The 18,631-nt window shown below is 75.6% G+C and carries 15 protein-coding genes; 6 read left to right on the top strand and 9 right to left on the bottom strand.

The genetic code is table 11. The features are described from left to right. The first annotated feature begins 94 nt into the window (after nt 1-94). Complete coding sequence (locus tag O7603_RS29190; protein ID WP_281572933.1) at nt 95-460, top strand: helix-turn-helix transcriptional regulator; 366 nt, start codon at nt 95-97, stop codon at nt 458-460. Beyond that, on the top strand, nt 457-1,440 hold the full coding sequence (locus O7603_RS29185; protein ID WP_281572932.1) for a hypothetical protein: 984 nt from the start codon (nt 457-459) through the stop codon (nt 1,438-1,440). Before O7603_RS29190 ends, O7603_RS29185 begins: the two co-directional genes overlap by 4 nt. Nucleotides 1,441-1,555: 115 nt before the next feature. Here the strand turns inward: O7603_RS29185 and mptB (O7603_RS29180) are convergent, their stop codons facing one another. Continuing rightward, on the bottom strand, nt 1,556-3,121 hold the full coding sequence (gene mptB / locus O7603_RS29180) for a polyprenol phosphomannose-dependent alpha 1,6 mannosyltransferase MptB (protein ID WP_281572931.1): 1,566 nt from the start codon (nt 3,119-3,121) through the stop codon (nt 1,556-1,558). 13 nt (nt 3,122-3,134) lie between these two features. Continuing rightward, on the bottom strand, nt 3,135-4,535 hold the full coding sequence (mptB, locus tag O7603_RS29175) for a polyprenol phosphomannose-dependent alpha 1,6 mannosyltransferase MptB (protein ID WP_281572930.1): 1,401 nt from the start codon (nt 4,533-4,535) through the stop codon (nt 3,135-3,137). A gap of 44 nt (nt 4,536-4,579) precedes the next feature. Here mptB (O7603_RS29175) and O7603_RS29170 point away from each other — a divergent pair, with 44 nt between their 5' ends. After that, nucleotides 4,580-6,217, top strand: coding sequence for a hypothetical protein (locus tag O7603_RS29170; RefSeq protein ID WP_281572929.1), 1,638 nt, complete (start codon nt 4,580-4,582; stop codon nt 6,215-6,217). 19 nt (nt 6,218-6,236) lie between these two features. On the opposite strand, the gene O7603_RS29165 is transcribed toward O7603_RS29170, so the two are convergent. Together O7603_RS29165 and O7603_RS29160 are read right to left on the bottom strand one after the other, a co-directional pair. Beyond that, nucleotides 6,237-9,281 (bottom strand): bifunctional [glutamine synthetase] adenylyltransferase/[glutamine synthetase]-adenylyl-L-tyrosine phosphorylase, encoded by a 3,045-nt coding sequence (locus O7603_RS29165; RefSeq protein WP_281572928.1) that lies wholly within the window; start codon nt 9,279-9,281, stop codon nt 6,237-6,239. Continuing rightward, nucleotides 9,281-10,048: a type 1 glutamine amidotransferase gene (locus tag O7603_RS29160; protein WP_281572927.1), complete on the bottom strand. Its 768-nt coding sequence runs from the start codon at nt 10,046-10,048 to the stop codon at nt 9,281-9,283. Before O7603_RS29160 ends, O7603_RS29165 begins: the two co-directional genes overlap by 1 nt. Before the next feature lie 247 nt (nt 10,049-10,295). On the opposite strand from O7603_RS29160, the gene O7603_RS29155 reads away from it, so the two are divergent. Beyond that, nucleotides 10,296-11,171: an LD-carboxypeptidase gene (locus O7603_RS29155; RefSeq protein ID WP_281576853.1), complete on the top strand. Its 876-nt coding sequence runs from the start codon at nt 10,296-10,298 to the stop codon at nt 11,169-11,171. A gap of 18 nt (nt 11,172-11,189) precedes the next feature. Here the strand turns inward: O7603_RS29155 and O7603_RS29150 are convergent, their stop codons facing one another. Next, nucleotides 11,190-12,074 carry a virginiamycin B lyase gene (locus tag O7603_RS29150; protein WP_281572926.1) on the bottom strand — a complete coding sequence of 295 codons (885 nt, stop codon included), beginning with the start codon at nt 12,072-12,074 and terminating at the stop codon, nt 11,190-11,192. A 236-nt stretch (nt 12,075-12,310) separates the two neighbouring features. Here O7603_RS29150 and O7603_RS29145 point away from each other — a divergent pair, with 236 nt between their 5' ends. After that, entirely contained in the window at nt 12,311-12,787 is a 477-nt protein-coding gene (locus O7603_RS29145) for a hypothetical protein (RefSeq protein ID WP_281572925.1), read from the top strand. Nucleotides 12,788-13,020: 233 nt separating this feature from the next. Here the strand turns inward: O7603_RS29145 and O7603_RS29140 are convergent, their stop codons facing one another. The 4 genes from O7603_RS29140 to glnA form a co-directional block, all read right to left on the bottom strand. After that, complete coding sequence (locus O7603_RS29140) at nt 13,021-13,392, bottom strand: VOC family protein (RefSeq protein WP_281572924.1); 372 nt, start codon at nt 13,390-13,392, stop codon at nt 13,021-13,023. 136 nt (nt 13,393-13,528) lie between these two features. Next, nucleotides 13,529-14,221, bottom strand: a complete 693-nt coding sequence (locus O7603_RS29135; protein ID WP_281572923.1) for a WYL domain-containing protein — start codon at nt 14,219-14,221, stop codon at nt 13,529-13,531. A gap of 151 nt (nt 14,222-14,372) precedes the next feature. Then, the gene (locus tag O7603_RS29130; protein ID WP_281572922.1) at nt 14,373-14,798 is read right to left on the bottom strand and encodes a DUF350 domain-containing protein; all 426 of its coding nucleotides are present in this window, start codon (nt 14,796-14,798) and stop codon (nt 14,373-14,375) included. A gap of 177 nt (nt 14,799-14,975) precedes the next feature. Next, nucleotides 14,976-16,325, bottom strand: a complete 1,350-nt coding sequence (gene glnA / locus O7603_RS29125) for a type I glutamate--ammonia ligase (protein ID WP_281572921.1) — start codon at nt 16,323-16,325, stop codon at nt 14,976-14,978. A 212-nt stretch (nt 16,326-16,537) separates the two neighbouring features. Between glnA and O7603_RS29120 the strand changes: the two genes are divergently transcribed. After that, a complete protein-coding gene (locus O7603_RS29120) occupies nt 16,538-18,298 on the top strand; it encodes an NAD+ synthase (protein ID WP_281572920.1) in 1,761 nt (586 codons plus the stop codon). Nucleotides 18,299-18,631: the final 333 nt, after the last annotated feature.

Raw genomic sequence — 18,631 nt, 5'->3', positions numbered from 1 at the left:
CTCCGCACCACGCGGAGCCGGCCCGGCCACTTTTCCCGCGGATCCCGTTTGTAACGCCTTCCGATATACCTTCGCGTCCGTTATATTGCCGGACATGGACACGCCCCTCCGGGAACCCACCTTCCTGATCCTCACCGCGCTCGCCGGCGAACCGATGCACGGCTACGGTCTGATCGGTAAGGTCGCCACCCTCTCCGACGGCCGCGTTTCGCTGCGCCCGGGCACCCTCTACGGAGCGCTCGACCGGCTGGTCGACGCCGGACTCGTCGAGGTCGACCGGGAGGAGGTGGTGGACGGCCGGTTGCGCCGGTACTACCGCCTCTCCCCCGCCGGCGACGCCACCCTCAGCGCCGAGACCGAGCGGCTGCGCCGCAACGTCGAGGCGGCCACCAGCCGCCTTCGGGCGCGTGCCCGGGCCACCCGGCCGCTCGCCCCACGTACCGCCGGAGGGCTGGCATGAGCGACCTGGAGCGCCGCTACCTGCGCCTGCTGTCCGCGTACCCCGCGCACTACCGCCGCTCGCGCGGTGCCGAGATCGTCGGCACCTACCTCGACCTGGCCCGGCCGGACCAGCGCTGGCCGTCGGCCGCGGACGCCGCCGACCTCGTGCGCGGCGGCCTCCGCCAGCGGCTGCGGGCCGCCGGCGCGGCCGACCTGCTCCCCGGCGTACGCCTCGCCGCCATCCTCGCGTTCCTCACCGCCACCGTGCTCGCCGCGGTCTGGTCGGTGCTGGAGCTGCGCCCCGCGCCGACCAGCCTGTCCGTGCCAACCGCCGGACCGTTCGTCTCGCTCGGCATCGGCGCGTGGATCGCCTGGCTGCTCGCCGCGGTGGTGCACGCCCTGGCCCCCGGCCGGTGGTTCCGCCGTGCCGTCGCGCTCGCCCTGCTCGTCACCCTCGCCCTCGTCCCCGCCGCCCCGCTCGTCGGCCTGCCACGCCCGCCGCTGTTCGTCCTGCTGCCACAGGTGGCGTTGGGCCTCGTCGCGCTCGGCGCGCCGGAGGCGCTGCCGGCGCCGCTGCGGGTGGTGCCGCTGATCGGAGTCGGCACCGTCGCCCTCGCGGGGGGCAACGTCCACCTGCTGTCCCCGGACAACTTCGGCGGCACCTACTACCTCGCGTCGTGGGTGCTGCCGCAGGCCACCGTCGCGCTGCTCACGGTGGCGCTGCTGCTCGCGGCCGGGCTCGCCCTGCGCGCCGACCACCGAGGCGTCTGGGCGGCGCTGCTCCTGCTCACCCCCGTCGGCCTGCTCGCGCTGCAGCCGCTGGCCGGAGCGTTGGACGGGGTCGGCGAGACCATCGCGGTCTGGTCCGAGCTCGCCGCGACGGCCGCCATGATCGGGGTGGTCGGCCCCGCGCTGCTGGCGCTGGCGCTCGCCCTCCGTCGCCACCCAACCCGCCCACATCGCCCCGCCCCGTGCCCCACCTGCGGCACCCCCCGCTAACCCCCTCGCCCCCCCACTCCCACCCCCACCCGCACCCCACTCCCACCCGCCCCCGCCGACCACGCGTTGATCATGAGGTGTGCGGCGGATTCCGAGATCTCCGACGCCGCACACCTCATGATCGACTGGAGGGGGGTTCGGGGGTGGGGGTGGGAGTGGGGGTGGGAGTGGGGGCGCGGGATGCGCGTAGACGGCGGGTGACGGTCACGGTCAGCAGGACGAGGAGCAGGGCGGTCATCGCGAGCGCGCCGGGGGCCTTGGTGAAGCGGGCCAGGTTGGTGCCGTCCGGCAGGGTGAGGCAGCTGGCCACCGCGCAGGGCAGCACGAACCAGGTGGTCCGCGTCGCCACCGCCACGGCGAGCAGCGCCAGCGGCCAGGTGGCGTACCAGGGGTGGAACACCGGCGCGAGCACCACGGTGGCGGCCAGCGCCAGCCCGGCGAGGCGCAGTGTGACCTGGGAACGGGCCGCCGCCAGCCGGGCCACCCGCTGCCGGGCGTCGTTGAGGCGGCGCAGCGCCGCCCAGGCCCGCCACCAGAGCGCCACCAGCAGGCCGGCGAGCACCACCAGCGCCACCGCCCGGATCACCGGCACCGCGTCGGGCTCCCGGCCGAACAGGGCCCCGGCGTAGTCGACGACGAAGCCGACCGCCGTCGGCGGCGAGGTCCACTGCACCGACTCCCCGCTGCGGCTCAGCCCGCCGACCCAGCCCAGGCCCAGGCCGGACAGCAGCGACGTGGCCAGCAGCGCGGCGACCACCCCGCCGGCCAGCCAGCCGGCGTCCCGCAGCAACGCCCGTACGGTGTAGCGGCCGAGCAGCGCGGCCAGCGCGGCGAACGGGAGCACCACCAGCGCGCTCGCCTTCACCGCGACCGCCAGCCCGAGCAGCACCCCCGCGATCACCAGCGGACGAGGCCGGCCCGGGTAGCGGACCAGCACCAGCAGGCCGAGCAGGAGCAGCCCGAGCATCATCGCGTCGTTGTGCGCGCCGGCCACCAGGTGCACGCCGACCAGCGGGCACGCGAGCAGCAGCCAGGCGGCTCGTCGGGTCGGCACCCCGGCGGCCCGGGCCAGTCCCGGCAGGCAGAGCGCGGCCAGCAGCACCCCGACCACGGCGATCAGCCGCAGCAGCACGATCGTGCCGGTCAGCCCGCCGCCGAGGAGCACCGCCAGCGCGGCGAGCAGCACGAAGAGCGGGCCGTACGGGGCCGGGGTGTCCCGCCAGATCGGGGCCACCGTGTCCAGCCACGGGCACCCCGCCGCGGCGACCCCCGTCGCGTACGGGTCGAGGCCGTGCGCGTACGTCCAGCCTTGGCACGCGTACGAGTAGACGTCCCGGCTGCCCATCGGCGGGGTGACCAGCAGCGGTACCGCCCAGAGCCCGGCCGTGCGGTACGCCCACCCGGTCGACGGCGCGCCCTGGCGCAGCGACCACCAGGCGCCGACCAGCAGCACCGTGCCGATCAGCCAGGCGCCGAGGACGATCGGCCCGTGCGGGCCCTGCCAGATGCTCACCGGCGTGACCCGCAGCGGCGCGGCCGGCAACGCCCCACCGAGGTAGCCGGCCACCGCGAGCAGCGCCGCGCCGGTCAGGCCGGCGTACCGCGCCCAGCGGGCCCGGCCGTCGACGGCCTCGCCCGGCGGCCCGGGACGGCCGGCCGGGAACGGACGTGCGCCGGTCACCGACGCGCCTCCCTCACTCCACGGCGACCGGCCGGCGGGCCGCCCGAGCCGACCGTACCAAGCGGACCACCACCACGATCACCAACAGCGTCATCAGCGGCGCACCGACGGTCTTGGAGTACCTCGCCAGGCCGGTGCCGTCCGCCAGCACCAGGAACGACGACACCAGCGCGACGAGCGCCGCCCACCGGGCGTGCAGCGTGGTCGCCGCGAGCACGGTCAGCGGCCAGGTCCAGTACCAGGGGTGGAAGAGCGGCGCGAGGGCGACCGTGGCGGCCAGCGCCAGGCCGGCGTGCGGCAGCGGATCCCGGCTGCGGGCCCGCCACCAGAGCCACACCAGCAGCACGGCGAGCACGGCCATGCCGATGGCCCGGGTCACCGGCAGCGCGTCGCCGTGCCAGCCGAACGGGAGGCCCAGGTAGCCGATCGTCTGCCCGACCGCGGTGGACGGCGAGGTCCAGGCGATCACCAGGTTGCCCTGTTCGAGGCCGCTGATCCAGCCGAAGTCGAGCCCGGCGGCGACGGTCACCGCCACGACCACACCGACCGCGCCGGCGACCACCCAGCCGCCGTGGCGGATCAGCGCCCGGATCGAGTACCCGCCGACGATCGCGGCCAGCGCCGCGAACGGCACCACGACCAGGGCGGTGACCTTGATCGCGGCGGCCAGCCCGAGCAGCGCGCCGCCGGCGAGCAGCGGGCCGGGGCGGCCCGGCCGCGACGCCACCACGGCCAGGCCGGCCACCAGCAGGCCGACCATGATCGCATCGTTGTGCGCCCCGGAGACCAGGTGCACCGCCACCAGCGGACTGGCCAGCGCCAGCCAGAGCGCCCGGCCGGCCGGCACGCCGCAGCGTCGGGCCAGCACCGGCAGGCACGCCGCGGTCAGCGCCAGCCCGGCCACCGCGAGCAGCCGGAACAGCGCGATGCTGGCGATCAGCGAGCCGGTCGCCGACACCACCGCGCCGGAGAGCACGACGAAGAGCGGGCCGTACGGGGCCGGGGTGTCCCGCCAGATGTACGACATGGTGTCCAGCCAGGGGCAGGGCAGGGCGGAGACGCCCTGTTCGTACGGGTTGATCCCGCCCGAGTAGCTGGCGCCCTGGCAGGCGTACGCGTACACGTCCCGGCTGCCCAGCGGCGGCGCGAACAGCAGCGGCAGCAGCCACAGCCCGGCGGTGACCAGGACCCACCGGGCCGACAGCTCCGCGTCCCGCAGCGACCACCAGGCGTGCGCCAGCAGGCCGGTGCCGATCAGCCAGGCAAAGATGATCAACGGACCGTTGGGGCCCTGCCAGATGCTGAGCGGGGTGGACCGCAGGTCTCCGTGGGGCAGCACTCCGCCGAGCACGGCGGCGACGGCGAGCAGCGCCGATCCCGCCAGCCCGGTCCAGCGCGCGAGGTGGTGAGGCACGCCGGACATGCTGCCAGTACGGTTGTCGCGGTACGGAGGTGGGCATGCGGAGCAGTCGGGTGGTGGCGGTGTCCGCCGGCTCCGCCGCCGTGCTCGGCGCCTTCTACCTGGCCCTGCCGCGGCTCGGCTCGGACCTCGCCGCTCAGGTGGCCCGGGCCGACTTCTTCGCCGCGCACGGCGCCGCCCCGGTCGACCTGCGCTGGTACGGCGGGGTCCAGCAGTTCGGCTACAGCCTGGTCTCCCAGCCGGTGATGGCGCTGCTCGGCGTCCGGGTCACCGGCGCGCTCGCCCTGGTCGCGGCGGCCACCGCGCTCGCCGCGCTGCTGGTCCGCAACGGGGTGCCCCGGCCCCTGCTCGGCAGCCTGGTCGGGGTGGTCACCGTCGCCGGCAACCTGGTCTCCGGCCGGGTCACCTACGGGCTCGGCGTCGCGTTCGGGCTCGGCGCGCTGCTCGCCCTCACCGTTCCCGCCGGCCGCCCGGGCGACGGACGTCGCCCCTGGACGCGGCTCGCCCTCGCCGCGGCCGGCGCGCTGCTCGCCTCCGCGACCAGCCCGGTGGCCGGCCTCTTCGTCGGCCTGGCCGGTGCCGCGCTGCTGCTCACCCGCCGGTACGCCGACGGCCTCACCCTCGGCGTGGCGGCGGCCCTGCCGCTCGGGGCGACCGGGCTGCTGTTCGCCGACGGCGGCTGGATGAACATCAGCCGCACCGACGCGCTCCGGGCGACGGTGACCAGCCTGCTGGTGGCGGCGCTGGTGGCGTACCGACCGGTCCGGGCGGGAGCGCTGCTCTCGGCGGCCGGGGTGCTGGCCGCCGCCCTGGCGCACACCCCGGTCGGCCTCAACGCGACCCGGCTGGTGATCATGTTCGCGCTGCCCGTCCTGGCCGCCGCCGCGCGCCCGCCGGCCCGGCTCGCCGGGTGGCTGTCCCGACGCCGGTCCCGGCCGAGCGCTTCGGCCGGCCCGCCGGAGGCCCGGGCCCCGCGTCGGCGGGTCGCCGCCGGGGTCGGCCTGGCGGCGCTGCTGGCGGCGGTCTGCGTCTGGCAGCCACCGGTGGTCCCCGCCGACCTGCGCAGCGCCGGCGACCCGACGAGCCGGCCGGGGTACTTCGCCCCGCTGCGCTCCTGGCTGGCCGGGCAGCCGCTCACCGGCCGGGTGGAGGTGCCGCCCACCCGCAACTATTGGGAGGCCGCCAGCCTCGGCGAGGTGCCGCTGGCCCGGGGTTGGCTGCGCCAGGCCGACATCGACCGCAACCCGCTCTTCTTCACGACCGTGCCCGGCGCGCCCGGCACCGGCGTCCCGCTGACCGCCGCCACCTACCGGGACTGGCTCAGCGCCAACGCCGTGCAGTACGTCGCGCTGCCGGACGCCCCGCTGTCCTGGGTCGGCCGGGCCGAGGCGGAACTCGTCACCGGCGGGCTGCCGTACCTCACCCCGGTCTGGTCCGGCCCGCACTGGCGGGTGTGGGCGGTCACCGACCCGACGCCGATCGTCGGCGCGCCCGGCGAACTGGTCCGCCAGGACGCCGCCACGGTGACGCTGCGCGCGACGGCCGCCGGGACGGTTCCGGTGCGGATCCGGCACAGCCGCTGGCTGACCGTCTCGGGCGGCGCCAGCGTCCGCCCCGACGGCGACTGGACCCGCGTCGAGGTTCCCGGCCCCGGCGAGTACACGCTCGGCAGCTGACCTCGCCGACCGGCGGGTCCTACGCCTCCATCACCCGTTCCATCGCGGAACGGGAGCGGCGGCCGGTGCGCAGGTACTCGTCGAGGAACTCGCCCGGGTCGTCCCGGCCGAGCAGCCGCACCACCCCGGCCAACTCCACCCCGTGCCGCGGCAACTGGTCGCCGGCCCGCCCACGCACCAGCATCAGCGCGTTGCGGACCTGCGCCGCGAGGGTCCAGCCGGCCGCCATCGCCCCGGCGTCCGCCTCGTCGACCAGGCCGGCGTCGCGGGCCGCCGCGAGCGCGTCGAGCGTACGCGTGCCGCGCAGCGCCGGAAGCGTGCCCGCGTGCCGGAGCTGGAGCAACTGCACCGCCCACTCGACATCGGCGAGCCCGCCCCGGCCCAGCTTGGTGTGGGTGGCCGGGTCGGCCCCCCGGGGCAGCCGCTCGTTCTCCACCCGCGCCTTGATCCGGCGGATCTCCACCACCTGCTCGCGGCTCAGCCCGTCCGCGGGGTAGCGGACCGGGTCGACCAGCGCCTCGAACTCGGCGCCCAGGTCGGCGTCGCCGCAGACGAAGCGGGCCCGCAGCAGCGCCTGCGCCTCCCACACCCGGGACCAGCGGGCGTAGTACTGGGCGTACGCGGCGAGGCTGCGTACCAGCGGCCCCTGCCGGCCCTCCGGGCGCAGGTCGGCGTCCACGCCGAGCGGCGGGTCGGGCGCGGGCATGCCGAGCAGGCGGCGCAGCTCCTCGGCGATGCCGTGCGCGGCGTCACCGGCCGCGCGCTCGTCCACCCCGGCCGGCGGGTCGTAGACGAAGAGCACGTCGGCGTCGGAGAGGTAGTTCGACTCGAAACCGCCGAGCCGGCCCATGCCGATCACCGCGAACCGCAGCCCGGGCACCGCCGGCTGCGCGGCCCGGGCGGTCCGCAGCGCGGCGGCCAGCGTGGCGTCAGTGACGTCGGCGAGCGCGTTGCCCACCGCGGTGATGTCGGCCAGTCCCGGGACGGCGTGGCCGGGGTCTTCGGAGCGGCCGCCGTCGTCGGAGCGGGCCGGGGGCGGGGTCGGCGCCAGCGAGCCGGCCCGGCACAGCACGTCGGCGCAGGCGATCCGGACCAGTTCCCGGCGGCGCAGCGCGCGGACCGCGCGGGTCGCCTCGACGCGGTCGGCGTGCCGGCCCGCCGCCGCGGTGAAGCCGTCGACCAGCACCTCCCGCGGACGCGGCACCAGCTCGTTCTCCTCGGCCAGCAGCCGCAGCGCCTCGGGCTCCCGGGCCAGCAGGTCGGCGGCGTAGCGGGAGGAGGAGAGCACGCGGGCCAGCCGGCGGGCCACCGGACCGGAGTCCCGCAACAGCCGCAGATACCAGGGGGTGCTGCCGAGCTTGTCGGAGACCTGCCGGTAGTTGAGCAGCCCCCGGTCCGGCTCCGGCGCGTCGGCGAACTCGCTGAGCAGCACCGGCAGCAGGGTGCGCTGGATCGCGGCCGTGCGGCTCAGGCCACCGGTGAGCGCCTGGAGGTGGCGCAGCGCTCCGCCCGGATCGGCGAAGCCGAGGATCTCCAGCCGGTGCCGGGCTCCCTCCTGGGTGAGCCGCAGCCCGTCGGCCGGCACCCGGGCCACCGCCTCCAGCAGGGGCCGGTAGAGCAGCTTCGCGTGCAGCCGGCGTACCTCGGCGGCGTGGGTGACCCACTCGGCGCGGAACTCCTCGACCGCGCTGCGCCCCGGCGTGGCCGTGAAGTCCAGCGCGGCGGCCAGCCAGCGCAGCGCGGCCGGCTCGGTCGGCACGGTGTGCGTACGCCGCAGGCCCTGCAGCTGAAGGCGGTGCTCGACGGCGCGCAGGAAGCGGTAGCTGCGCAGCAGCGCCTCACCGTCGGCCCGGCCGACGTAGCCGCCGGCGACCAGGGCCCGCAGCGCCGGGATCGTGCCCGGCGCGCGCAGCGACTCGTCGCCCCGCCCGTGCACCAGTTGCAGCAGCTGGACGGCGAACTCGATGTCGCGCAGACCGCCCGGACCGCGCTTGATCTCGCGTTCCAGCTCCTTCGGCGGGATGTTGTCGATGATCTTCCGGCGCATGGCCCGGACGTCCTCGACCGCCTCCGGCCGCTCGGCGGCCCGCCACACCAGCGGGGCGAGCTGGTCGATCCACTCCTGGCCCAGCGTCAGGTCGCCGGCGGCCGGCCGGGCCTTGAGCAGCGCCTGGAATTCCCAGGTGCGGGCCCAGCGGCGGTAGTAGGCGACGTGGCTGGCGAGGGTGCGCACCAGCGGCCCGCGGTTGCCCTCCGGGCGCAGCGCCGCGTCCACCGGCCAGGCGACCAGCCCGCAGATGTGGATCAGCCGGGTGGCGACCGTGGTGGCGGCGGCCAGGTCGTCGTCCTCGGCGGCGACGAAGATGACGTCCACGTCGGAGACGTAGTTCAGCTCGTCGCCACCGCACTTGCCCATCGCCACCACCGCGAGCCGCGGCTCCGGCGTGCCCTCCGGCAGCTCGTCCACGGCGACCCCGTACGCCGTGGAGAGGGTGGCGTCGGCCAGCGCCGAGAGCGCGGCCATGGTCTGCTCCAGCCCGCGACCGCCGGTCAGGTCCGCCGCCGCGATCCGCAGCAGCGCCAGCCGGTACGCCTGGCGCAGCGCGGCGATCGGGTTGCCGTCGCCGATCGGCTCCAGCCGCCCGTCGGCGGCGGGCGCGCAGCCGTCGGCCGTCGTGCGCAGGACGGTCCAGTGGTCCGGGTTGGCGACGAGGTGGTCGCCGAGCGCCGAGGAGGCGCCGAGCACGGCGATCACCCGCCGGCGCAGTCCGGCGTCGTCGTGCAGCGCGTCCAGCAGCGCCGAGCCACCGTCGGCCGGTACCCCGCGCCGTTCCGCCTCGACGATCCGGTGCAGCTGGCGCAGGGCCAGGTCCGGGTCCGCCGCCCGGGACAGCGCGGAGAGCAGCTCGGCCGCCCGCTCGTCCGCCGGCTCCTGCGCGTCGAGCCGCCAGAGGCCGAGCCCGTCCGGGCCGAGCAGGTCGGCAGCCCGGGCACCGCCGTCGCCCTGCGTGGCGCCGAAGCCGTACCGGGCCAGCCGGCCGGGTGCGCTGGTCGGCCGGCTCATCAGTGCCCGAGCAGTGGCAGGCTGCGCCGGGCCGCGCCGTCGTCCAGCTCGCCGAGGGCCAGCGCCGCGAACCGCGCGGCGAACGGCTGCCACACCTCCTCGACGTCGACCATCACCGCGGCGCAGGCGGCCACCACCAGCTCCGGGTCGTAGTCGAGCTCGGCGAGGAGGGTGGAGTCGGTGGCCCAGTCGGCGATCATGGCGGTGTCGCACTCGATGTGGAACTGGAGCCCCCACGCCCGGTCGCCCAGCCGGAACGCCTGGTGCGGATAGCGGGTGGACGCGGCCAGCAGGGTGGCCCCGTGGGGCAGTTCGGTGATCTCGTCGGAGTGCCACTGGAGCACGTCCGGGATCAACGGCACGTACCGGAAGAGCGGGTCGGTCTCGGCGGCGTCCCGCCGGCCCACCACGGCCGGCCCGATCTCCGGCCCGGACGGGCTGCGCTCGACCGTGCCCGCGTGCGCGGTGGCCAGCAGCTGCGCGCCCAGGCAGATGGCCAGCGTCGGCACCCGGTGCCGGACCGCCTTGCGCAGCAGCCCCTCGACTGCGGGAAACCAGGGCGCGCCGGGCGAGCCGTCCGGCAGCGGGTACGCCTGCTGCTCCCCACCGAGCACCACCAGCGCCGCGTAGCCCTCGAGATCGGCGGGAAGCTCGTCACCGGCGTGCGGGCGTACCACCCAGAGCTCCAGGCCGGCCTCGGTCAGCCATTCACCCAGCCGGCGCAGGTCGTCGGTCGGGTCGTTCTCGATCACCAACGCGGTTGCCACGCTGTCGAGGCTAGCCGGTGGCGCGCCCGGTCTCCGAACGGCTCCACCGGGCGCGCCGCCGCCGGATCACCCGACCCACCACCGCCGGTTCGCCCGACCCGCCCACCGCCGGATCACCCGCCGGCGGTCCGGTGCCGCCGCCGGGGGCCCGCCGCCCCGACTAGGCTCAGCCGCTGTGCCTGACCACACCGCACCCGATCAGTCCGCCGTCGTCCGCCCGCCCGCGCTGCGCCCCGGCGACACGGTGATGCTGGTGTCGCCCTCCGGGCCGACCCGGCCGGAGCGGGTGGCGCGCGGCGTGGAGTTGCTGACGGGCTGGGGGCTGCGCCCGGTGCTGGCACCGAACGCGTACGCCCGGCAGGGCTACCTGGCCGGCGCGGACGCGCTGCGGGCGGCGGACCTGAACACCGCCTTCGCCGACCCGGAGGTGCGCGGAGTGATCTGCACCCGCGGCGGCTACGGCGCGCAGCGGGTGGTGGACGCCATCGACATGGCCACCGTCCGGCGCGACCCGAAGGTGGTGGCCGGGTTCTCCGACATCACGGCGCTCCAGTTCGCGCTCTGGCGCGGTGCCCGCCTGGCCGGCGTCCACGGGCCGGGCGCGGCGTGGCTGGACGACCGGACTCCGCTCCGCTCGGCCGAGTCCCTGCACGCCGCGCTGATGACCACCGAGCCGGTGACCGTGACGGCGGCGGCCGAGGAGGAGACCTTCCCCGTACGCGTCCCGGGTCGCGCCACCGGCCCGCTGCTCGGTGGCAACCTCTGCCTGATCGCCGCCTCGCTCGGCACCCCGGACATGCCGGACCTGACCGGCGCGGTGCTGCTGATCGAGGACGTGCAGGAGCCCCCGTACAAGGTGGACCGGATGCTCACCCAGCTGCGTCGGGCCGGCGCGCTGGACGGCCTGGCCGGGGTGGCGGTCGGGCAGTTCACCGACTGCAGGGACGGCTGGTCGGTGACCGTGGCCGACGTGCTCGGCGAACGCCTCGGCGACCTCGGCGTGCCGGTGCTCGGCGGCCTTCCGATCGGACACGGGGTCGGCCAGCTCACCGTCCCGGTCGGGACCGAAGCCACCCTCGACACCGAAGCCGGCACCCTGACGGCCACCCCCGCCGTCCGCTGACCCCGCGCCGGCCCCGGCTCAGGGGGCGAGGTGGGCCAGGTGGCCGATCTCCAGGGCGGCCCACACCGTGCCGTCGGGGCCGAGGGTGAGGCCGTGGGGTTCGGACCCGGGCGTCGGCAGGTCGTACGTCTCGATCCGGCCGGCGGGGTCGACGTGCCCGATCCGGTTGCCGCCCCACTCGGTGAACCAGGCGCCGCCGACCGGGTCGGCGACGATCGCGTGCGGCCGGGCGGAGCGGTCCGGCAACGGGTACTCCCGGATCCGGCCGCCCGGCTCGATCCGGCCGAGCTGACCGGCGGCGATCTCCACGAACCAGATCGCGCCGTCGACGCCCGCGGCGATCCCGACGGGACCCGCGTCGGGGGTCGGTAGCGGGTACCGGGTGACCGCGCCGTCCAGGCCGACCCGGGCGATCCCGTTCGCCTGGTTGAGCGTGCACCAGACCGCCTCGTCCGGCCCGGCGGCGACCATCGAGGCGAACGCCCCGGTCACCGGCAACGGGAACGCGGTCACCGTGCCGTCGGCAGCGACCCGCCCGACGGTGTCGGAGGTCATTCCCGCGTACCAGAGCGCGCCGTCCGGCCCGGTGATGACGCCGCACGGCCCGGTGCCGGGCGGCAGCGCCACGGAACTGAGGTCGCCACCGGTGGTGATCCGGCCGATCCGGTCGTCGCCGGAGCGGGTGAACCACAGCGCGTCGTCCGGGCCCGGCGTGATGATCAGCGGCCGGCTTCCCGGCGCGCCCAGCGACCAGGTCCGGACGTCGCCCTCCGCGCTCACCCGGGCGATGCCGCCGGCGTGGACCAGCGTCAGCCAGAGCGCGCCGTCGGGGCCCATCGTGACTGCGTACGGGCCGGCGCCCGGCTCGGTCACCCGGATCTCCCGGATCGCGGTGTCGGTCACGCTGCCTGCCTCTCTCCGTCGACGGTCACCGGGTGTGCAGCCGGCGGTGGCGGCCGTGCCCGGTCCACCGGGCCGCCGGCCAACCCTGCCGGGCCCCCCGCGCCGATGCAACCGGTTCGTCCGGTCCGGGCGTCGGATTTCCAGCTGGCTGACAGGCTCACCACGGGCCCCGCCCAGCCGGCCTCGTCACTGTCGGTGAGGTCATCGCACCACCAACCGACGAGCTGGAGGACAGCATGTCCCGCACGATCAGGAAGAAGCACCTGCTGGCCGGGCTGGCCACCGCGGGCGTACTCGGCGTGGGGATCGCGGCGCCGACCATGGCGTTCGCCGCCGACGGGAACACCCCGACGCCGAGCGCCAGCACCACCGACAGCGGCGACCGGCAGCAGCAGCGGGCCGACCGGCAGGCGGAGTTCGCCGAGGCGCTCGCCAAGGAGCTGGGCGTCTCCACCGACAAGGTGACCGCCGCGCTCGAGAAGGTGCGCGAGCAGCACCAGGCCGACCGGCCGGAGCGCCCGTCCGCCGAGGACCGGCAGGCCAAGCTCAAGGAGCGGCTGGACCAGGCGGTCAAGGAGGGCAAGCTCACCCAGGAGCAGGCCGACGCGATCACCAAGGCGGTCGAGGCCGGCGTCCTCCCCGGTGGATCCGGCGGCGGCCGTCCCGGCGGCTGGGGCGGTCACGGCGGCCCCGAGGGTCCGACCGGCAAGTGACCGCCGGCGGCCCCGCCCACCCGTCGGGCGGGGCCGCCCCCCGCGGCGCCGGCCGCGGGCCGAGTCACGGCCCCCGCCGCAGGCGGCGGGGGCACGGCCGGCGCGGGCAGCGGCGTCGGTCCACGCCGCTCGGGGCGCCGCCCGGCGTCGGCCGCTTCGTGATCGACTCCGCTGCGGCGACCTGGCGGGATCGGCGTGTCCCGGACACCGCCGGGTCGCCGTCCTGGAGTCGATCAGGAGCCGGCCGGGGGCGTGAAGACGCCGACGTGGTTGCCGGCCGGGTCAAGCAGGTGCGCGAAGCTCAGCCCGTTGTCGTTCGTCTTCGCCGGCACGAGCACCTTGCCGCCGGCCGCCTCGGCCCGCCGGCAGGTCTCCGCCACGTCGGCCACCTGCACGTAGAAGATCGCGTAGTTCGGCCCGGTCCCGCCGGTGCCGCGGATCGCCCCGCCGATGCCCGCACCGGCGCCGCCCTCGGTCGTCCGGTACGCCTCCCCGGCGCCCTCCTCGCTGAAGGTCCAGCCGAACAGGTCCCCGTAGAACCGTTGGGCCTCGTCCGGCCGCTCCGTACCGATCTCGAACCAGGTGACGGCGTTGCTGATGGTCATTCGTGGCCTCCCGTTGTCACGCGCCGGCCGCTCGGCCGGCGCCGTCAGGAGTCAGCCTCGGCCCCGCCGGCGACACCGTGCTGTCGGCGTTTCCCGGAAGGTTCAGGTGGATTCCGGAGCCCGCCGTGCCCAGACCTCAGACCAGGCTCAGCGGGCGCACCCGCTCGTGGGGGATGTCGAGGTCGTCGGGGCGCAGCTCCCGGGTGACCGTCTCGGTCAGCGAGTGGACCGAGAGGATGCGATCGGCGCGGAAGGCGCGGACGCCGCCGCGCAGCCGGCACCACGCCAGCAGGTACCAGTGTCGGGAGTTGCCGAGGTAGGCAAGTGGCTCCACGTCGCGCGACGAGTCGGCGCCGCCGCGGTCCGCGTAGCGGATGCGCAGCACCCGGCGCGCGGCGACCGCGTCGGCGACGGGGGCCGGGACGGGCGTCACCGGCCCGTCGCCGATCAGGTGCACCCGGCCGGCGAGCCGGTGCGCCTCCGCGACGTCGGCCGCCGGCATCACGGCGACCAGCTTGCGCAGCGCGCTGCCGGCCGCCGCGGCGAACGGCGTGCCGCGCAGCCGGTGCAACGCCAGTGCCATCGCCACCGCCTCGCCCGCGGTCAGGTTGACCGGCGGCAGGGTGCGGGCACGGTCGAGCACGTAACCGCCGGTGCGGCCCGGCTCGGCCCAGATCGGCACCCCGGTCTGCTGGAGCGCGCCGATGTCGCGCTCGATGGTGCGGCTGCTCACCTCGAAGCGGGCGGCCAGCCAGCGGGCGCTGCGCGGGCGCGGCGACACCGCCCGCAGCTCCTCCACCAGGGCGTAGAGGCGGTCGGTCCGGTTCACGCCGTCAAACTAGGCCGGGGGTACGACGTGAACCGCCGACTCGAGGTAGGCAGCCGCCGGCGGGACACCGGCGGCTGGCGGGCTGGCGGGCTGCCGGGCTGCCGGGCTGCCGGGCTGCCGGGCTGCCGGGCTGGCTGGCTGGCGGGCGGCGCTAGGCGATGCAGGCGCAGACGATCAGCGCGGCGCCGAAGTGGGTGGCGGCGCTCACCCGGGCCGCCGGGTGCGGCTCGTCGGCGCAGATGATCTCACCCAGCTTGCCGGGGGTGAGCAGATCCAGCACGAAGAAGGCGAGCGCCATGATGGCCAGCCCGAGCAGGCCGAAGAGCACCGTGGACGCCAGCCCCTTGGCGAAGTCGCTGTAGCTGGTCAGGATCGCGGTGAAGACGATCGCGGCGATGCCGAGCTGGTTGGCGGTGAGCAGCAGGGCGGCGTTCCCGTTGCGCCGCACCCAGATCAGGTCCCGCAGTTTGCCGGGTGTCAGCAGGTCCACCAGGAGGAAGCCGGCCGCCAACAGGCCGACCCCGACGACCCCGAACACGACGCTCTGCCAGGCCCCGCTGAGCAGATCCTCCAGCACCGACTGCCTCCCGATCTCCTGCGCCCGGCGGGGTGCCGGCGCGGTGATCGAGACGATAGCGGCCCCGCGCCACCCCGGCAGCCCCGCGCGTGACCGCTCCGCACCGGGAGGTGGTGTCCCGCCCCGGTGGGGAGGGATACGCCCGGGGTGCGGGCGGCAGTGCGGGCGGCGCCGGGCTCAGAGGGACAGGTAGCGCTGCCGCTCGTACGGGGTGACCTCGCGGCGGTACTGCTCCCACTCGGCCCGCTTGTTGCGCAGGAAGAAGTCGAAGACGTGCTCGCCCAGCACCTCGGCGACCAGTTCGGACCCGGCCATCACGTCGATCGCCTCGGCGAGGTTCTCCGGCAGCGCCTCGTACCCCATCGCCCGGCGCTCGGCGCTGGTCAGCGACCAGACGTCGTCCTCGGCCCCCGGCGGCAGCTCGTAGCCCTCCTCGATGCCCTTGAGGCCGGCGCCGAGCAGCACCGCGAAGGCCAGGTACGGGTTGGCCGCCGAGTCCGGCGAGCGGACCTCGACCCGGGCCGAGTTCGGCTTGCCGTACGCGGGCACCCGGACCAGCGCGGACCGGTTGAGGTGACCCCAGCAGACGTACGCCGGGCTCTCGGTGATCCGGTCCGGCAGCGCCAGGGGGAAGAGCCGCTTGTAGGAGTTGACCCACTGGTTGGTGACCGCGGTGTACTCCCGGGCGTGCACCAGCAGGCCGGCGATGAAGGACTTCGCCACCTTGGAGAGCTTCATCGGGTCGCCGCCGTCGTGGAAGGCGTTGCGCTCCCCCTCGAACAGCGACAGGTGGGTGTGCATGCCACTGCCCGGCTGGTCGGTGAACGGCTTCGGCATGAAGCTGGCCTGCACCCCGGTGGAGAGCGCGACCTCCTTGACCACGTGCCGGAAGGTCATGATGTTGTCCGCGGTGGTGAGCGCGTCGGCGTACCGCAGGTCGATCTCCTGCTGCCCGGGCGCCACCTCGTGGTGGCTGAACTCGACCGAGATGCCGATCCGCTCCAGCGACAGCACCGCCTGACGGCGGAAGTCCCGCGCGACCGCGTGGGTGGTGTGCTCGAAGTAGCCGCCGGTGTCGACCGGGGCCGGCACCGAGCCGTCCATCGGGCCGTCCTCCAGCAGGAAGAACTCGATCTCCGGGTGGGTGTAGAAGGTGAATCCCTTGTCGGCGGCGCGGGAGAGCGCCCGGCGCAGCACGTGCCGCGGGTCGGCCCAGGACGGGCTGCCGTCGGGGAGCAGGATGTCGCAGAACATCCGGGCGCTCTCGCCGCTGACCCCGCCCTCGAACGGGAAGACCTGGAAGGTGGTGGGGTCGGGCATGGCCACCATGTCGGACTCGAACACCCGGGCGAAGCCCTCGATGGCCGAGCCGTCGAAGCCGATGCCCTCCTCGAACGCCGCCTCCAGCTCGGCGGGCGCCACCGAGACGCTCTTGAGCGTGCCGAGCACGTCCGTGAACCACAGCCGGACGAACCGGATGTCCCGCTCTTCCAGCGTACGGAGGACGAACTCCTGCTGACGGTCCACTTCCACCCCTCGTGACACTCTGTCCGGCACCCGGCCGGGCCGGTGCGGCCTGACCGACCAGTCTCCACGGGTCTGGTTACGCCGACGTTACGCGACCATCCGGGGCCCGTCCCCCGCTGTCCCGCCTCCGTGGGCCGCACCCCGGCGACCGGGTGTCCGGGGTCTCTCCCGCCGAAGATGTCGCCCCCCCGGCGCTGGGGCAAGATGAGGGCATGCCCACCCTGCGTCTCGCCCTCTCCCAGGTCAACCCGACCGTCGGCGACATCGCCGGCAACGCGCAGCTGATCCGCGACTGGACCCGCCGGGCCGCGGACGCCGGCGCCCAGCTCGTCCTGTTCCCCGAGATGGCGCTGACCGGGTATCCCGTGGAGGACCTGGTCTTCCGCCGGTCCTTCGTGGCGGCGTCCCGGGCGGCGCTGGACCGGCTCGCCGCGGACCTGGCCGCGGACGGGTTGGGCGACCTGCCGGTCGTCGTCGGCTACCTCGACGCGGACGGCCCGCCGCAGGTCAGCGCGGACGCGGAACCGGGGCGCGGTGCCCGCAACGCCGCCGCCCTGCTGCACGGCGGCGCGGTGGCGGCCACCTACTTCAAGCACCACCTGCCCAACTACGGCGTCTTCGACGAGGACCGCTACTTCGTGCCGGGCGACATGCTCACCGTCGTCCGCATCGGCGGGGTGGACGTGGCCCTGACCATCTGCGAGGACCTGTGGCAGGCGGGCGGCCCGTTCGCCGCCGCCCGGCAGGCCGGCGTCGGGCTCGTCGTCAACATCAACGGCTCGCCGTACGAGCTGAACAAGGACGACATCCGGCTGCCGCTGGTCCGCCGGCGGGCCGCGGAGGCGGGCGCCGCCATCGCGTACGTCAACATGATCGGCGGCCAGGACGAGCTGGTCTTCGAGGGCGACTCCATGATCGTCGCGGCCGACGGCACGCTGCTCACCCGGGCCCCCCAGTTCGTGGAGCACCTGCTCGTCCACGACCTGGACCTGCCCGCCGCCGGGGAGCCCGTCGGCGACGACGCCCAGATCGCCGACGGCCTGCGAGTGGACCGCGGCACCATCAGCGAGAGCCTTCCGGCGCCGGCCGGCCCGGCGGCGGTCGGCGGGCTGATCGAGCCCGTGGCCGACGAGGCCGAGGTCTGGCAGGCGCTCGTGCTGGGCCTGCGCGACTACGTCAGCAAGAACCGCTTCCCGTCGGTCGTGCTCGGCCTCTCCGGCGGCATCGACTCCGCCGTGGTGGCCGCGCTGGCCGTCGACGCGCTCGGGCCCGACCGGGTGGTCGGGGTGTCGCTGCCCAGCCAGCACTCGTCCGAGCACTCCCGGGAGGACGCGGCGGACCTGGCCAAGCGGACCGGACTGGACTACCGGGTCGAGCCGATCCAGCCGATGGTGGACACCTTCCTGGCCAACATGACGCTCTCCGGTGTGACGGTGGAGAACCTCCAGGCGCGCGTCCGCGGGGTGATCCTGATGGCGCTGTCGAACCAGGAGGGCCATCTGGTCCTGACCACCGGCAACAAGAGCGAGCTGGCGGTGGGCTACTCGACGCTCTACGGCGACTCGGTCGGCGGATTCAACCCGGTCAAGGACGTCTGGAAGACGCTGATCTGGCGGCTGGCCAAGTGGCGCAACGCGGACGCCGCCCGGCGGGGCGAGACCGCCCCGATCCCGGAGAGCTCGATCGGCAAGCCGCCGAGCGCGGAGCTGAGCCCGGGCCAGCTCGACAGTGACACGCTGCCCGACTACGACGTGCTCGACCCGATCCTGATCGGCTACGTCGACGGGGACCTCGGCCGCGACGGCCTGGTCGAGGCCGGCCACGACCCGGCGGTGGTCGACAAGGTGCTGCGGATGGTGGATACCGCCGAGTACAAGCGCCGGCAGTCGGCGCCGGGCACGAAGATCTCGATGAAGGCGTTCGGCCGGGACCGGCGGCTGCCGATCACCAACCGCTGGCGCGAGAAGGTCTGACCGGCGGCTTCTCTCCCGGCGGTCGGTGGCCTCCCCGGGCTGGCCCGGGGTTGGCCCCGACGGCGGGCGGGTCGGCGGGTCTTCTCGGGCCGGTCCCGATCGCCGGCGGGTCGGGAGGCTCCCCGGGCTGGTCCCGATCGCCGGTGGGTCGGTGGTCTCCCCGGGCTGGTCCCGATCGCTGGCGGGTCGGGGGGCTCCCCGGGCTGATCCCGGTCGCCGGGCGAGCCGGTCCGGTCGCCGGGTGAGCTGGTCCCGGTCGCCGGGCGAGCCGGTCCGGTCGCCGGCGCGCCGGGGTCGGGGAGTGAAATCCTCCACTTCGCCCTGCCGCCGCCC

Source organism: Micromonospora sp. WMMD812, assembly GCF_027497215.1.
Lineage (GTDB): Bacteria > Actinomycetota > Actinomycetes > Mycobacteriales > Micromonosporaceae > Micromonospora.
Note: the sequence above shows the minus strand (reverse complement) of the source record. Positions and strands in the feature narration are given on the sequence as shown.

What these genes read in the sequence shown, in the direction of transcription:
- O7603_RS29190 (WP_281572933.1), top strand. Translation starts at nt 95, where the DNA reads ATGGACACGCCCCTCCGGGAACCCACCTTCCTGATCCTCACCGCGCTC.
- O7603_RS29185 (WP_281572932.1), top strand. Translation starts at nt 457, where the DNA reads ATGAGCGACCTGGAGCGCCGCTACCTGCGCCTGCTGTCCGCGTACCCC.
- O7603_RS29170 (WP_281572929.1), top strand. Translation starts at nt 4,580, where the DNA reads ATGCGGAGCAGTCGGGTGGTGGCGGTGTCCGCCGGCTCCGCCGCCGTG.
- O7603_RS29165 (WP_281572928.1), bottom strand. Translation starts at nt 9,281, where the DNA reads ATGAGCCGGCCGACCAGCGCACCCGGCCGGCTGGCCCGGTACGGCTTC.
- O7603_RS29155 (WP_281576853.1), top strand. Translation starts at nt 10,296, where the DNA reads ATGCTGGTGTCGCCCTCCGGGCCGACCCGGCCGGAGCGGGTGGCGCGC.
- O7603_RS29145 (WP_281572925.1), top strand. Translation starts at nt 12,311, where the DNA reads ATGTCCCGCACGATCAGGAAGAAGCACCTGCTGGCCGGGCTGGCCACC.
- O7603_RS29140 (WP_281572924.1), bottom strand. Translation starts at nt 13,392, where the DNA reads ATGACCATCAGCAACGCCGTCACCTGGTTCGAGATCGGTACGGAGCGG.
- O7603_RS29120 (WP_281572920.1), top strand. Translation starts at nt 16,538, where the DNA reads ATGCCCACCCTGCGTCTCGCCCTCTCCCAGGTCAACCCGACCGTCGGC.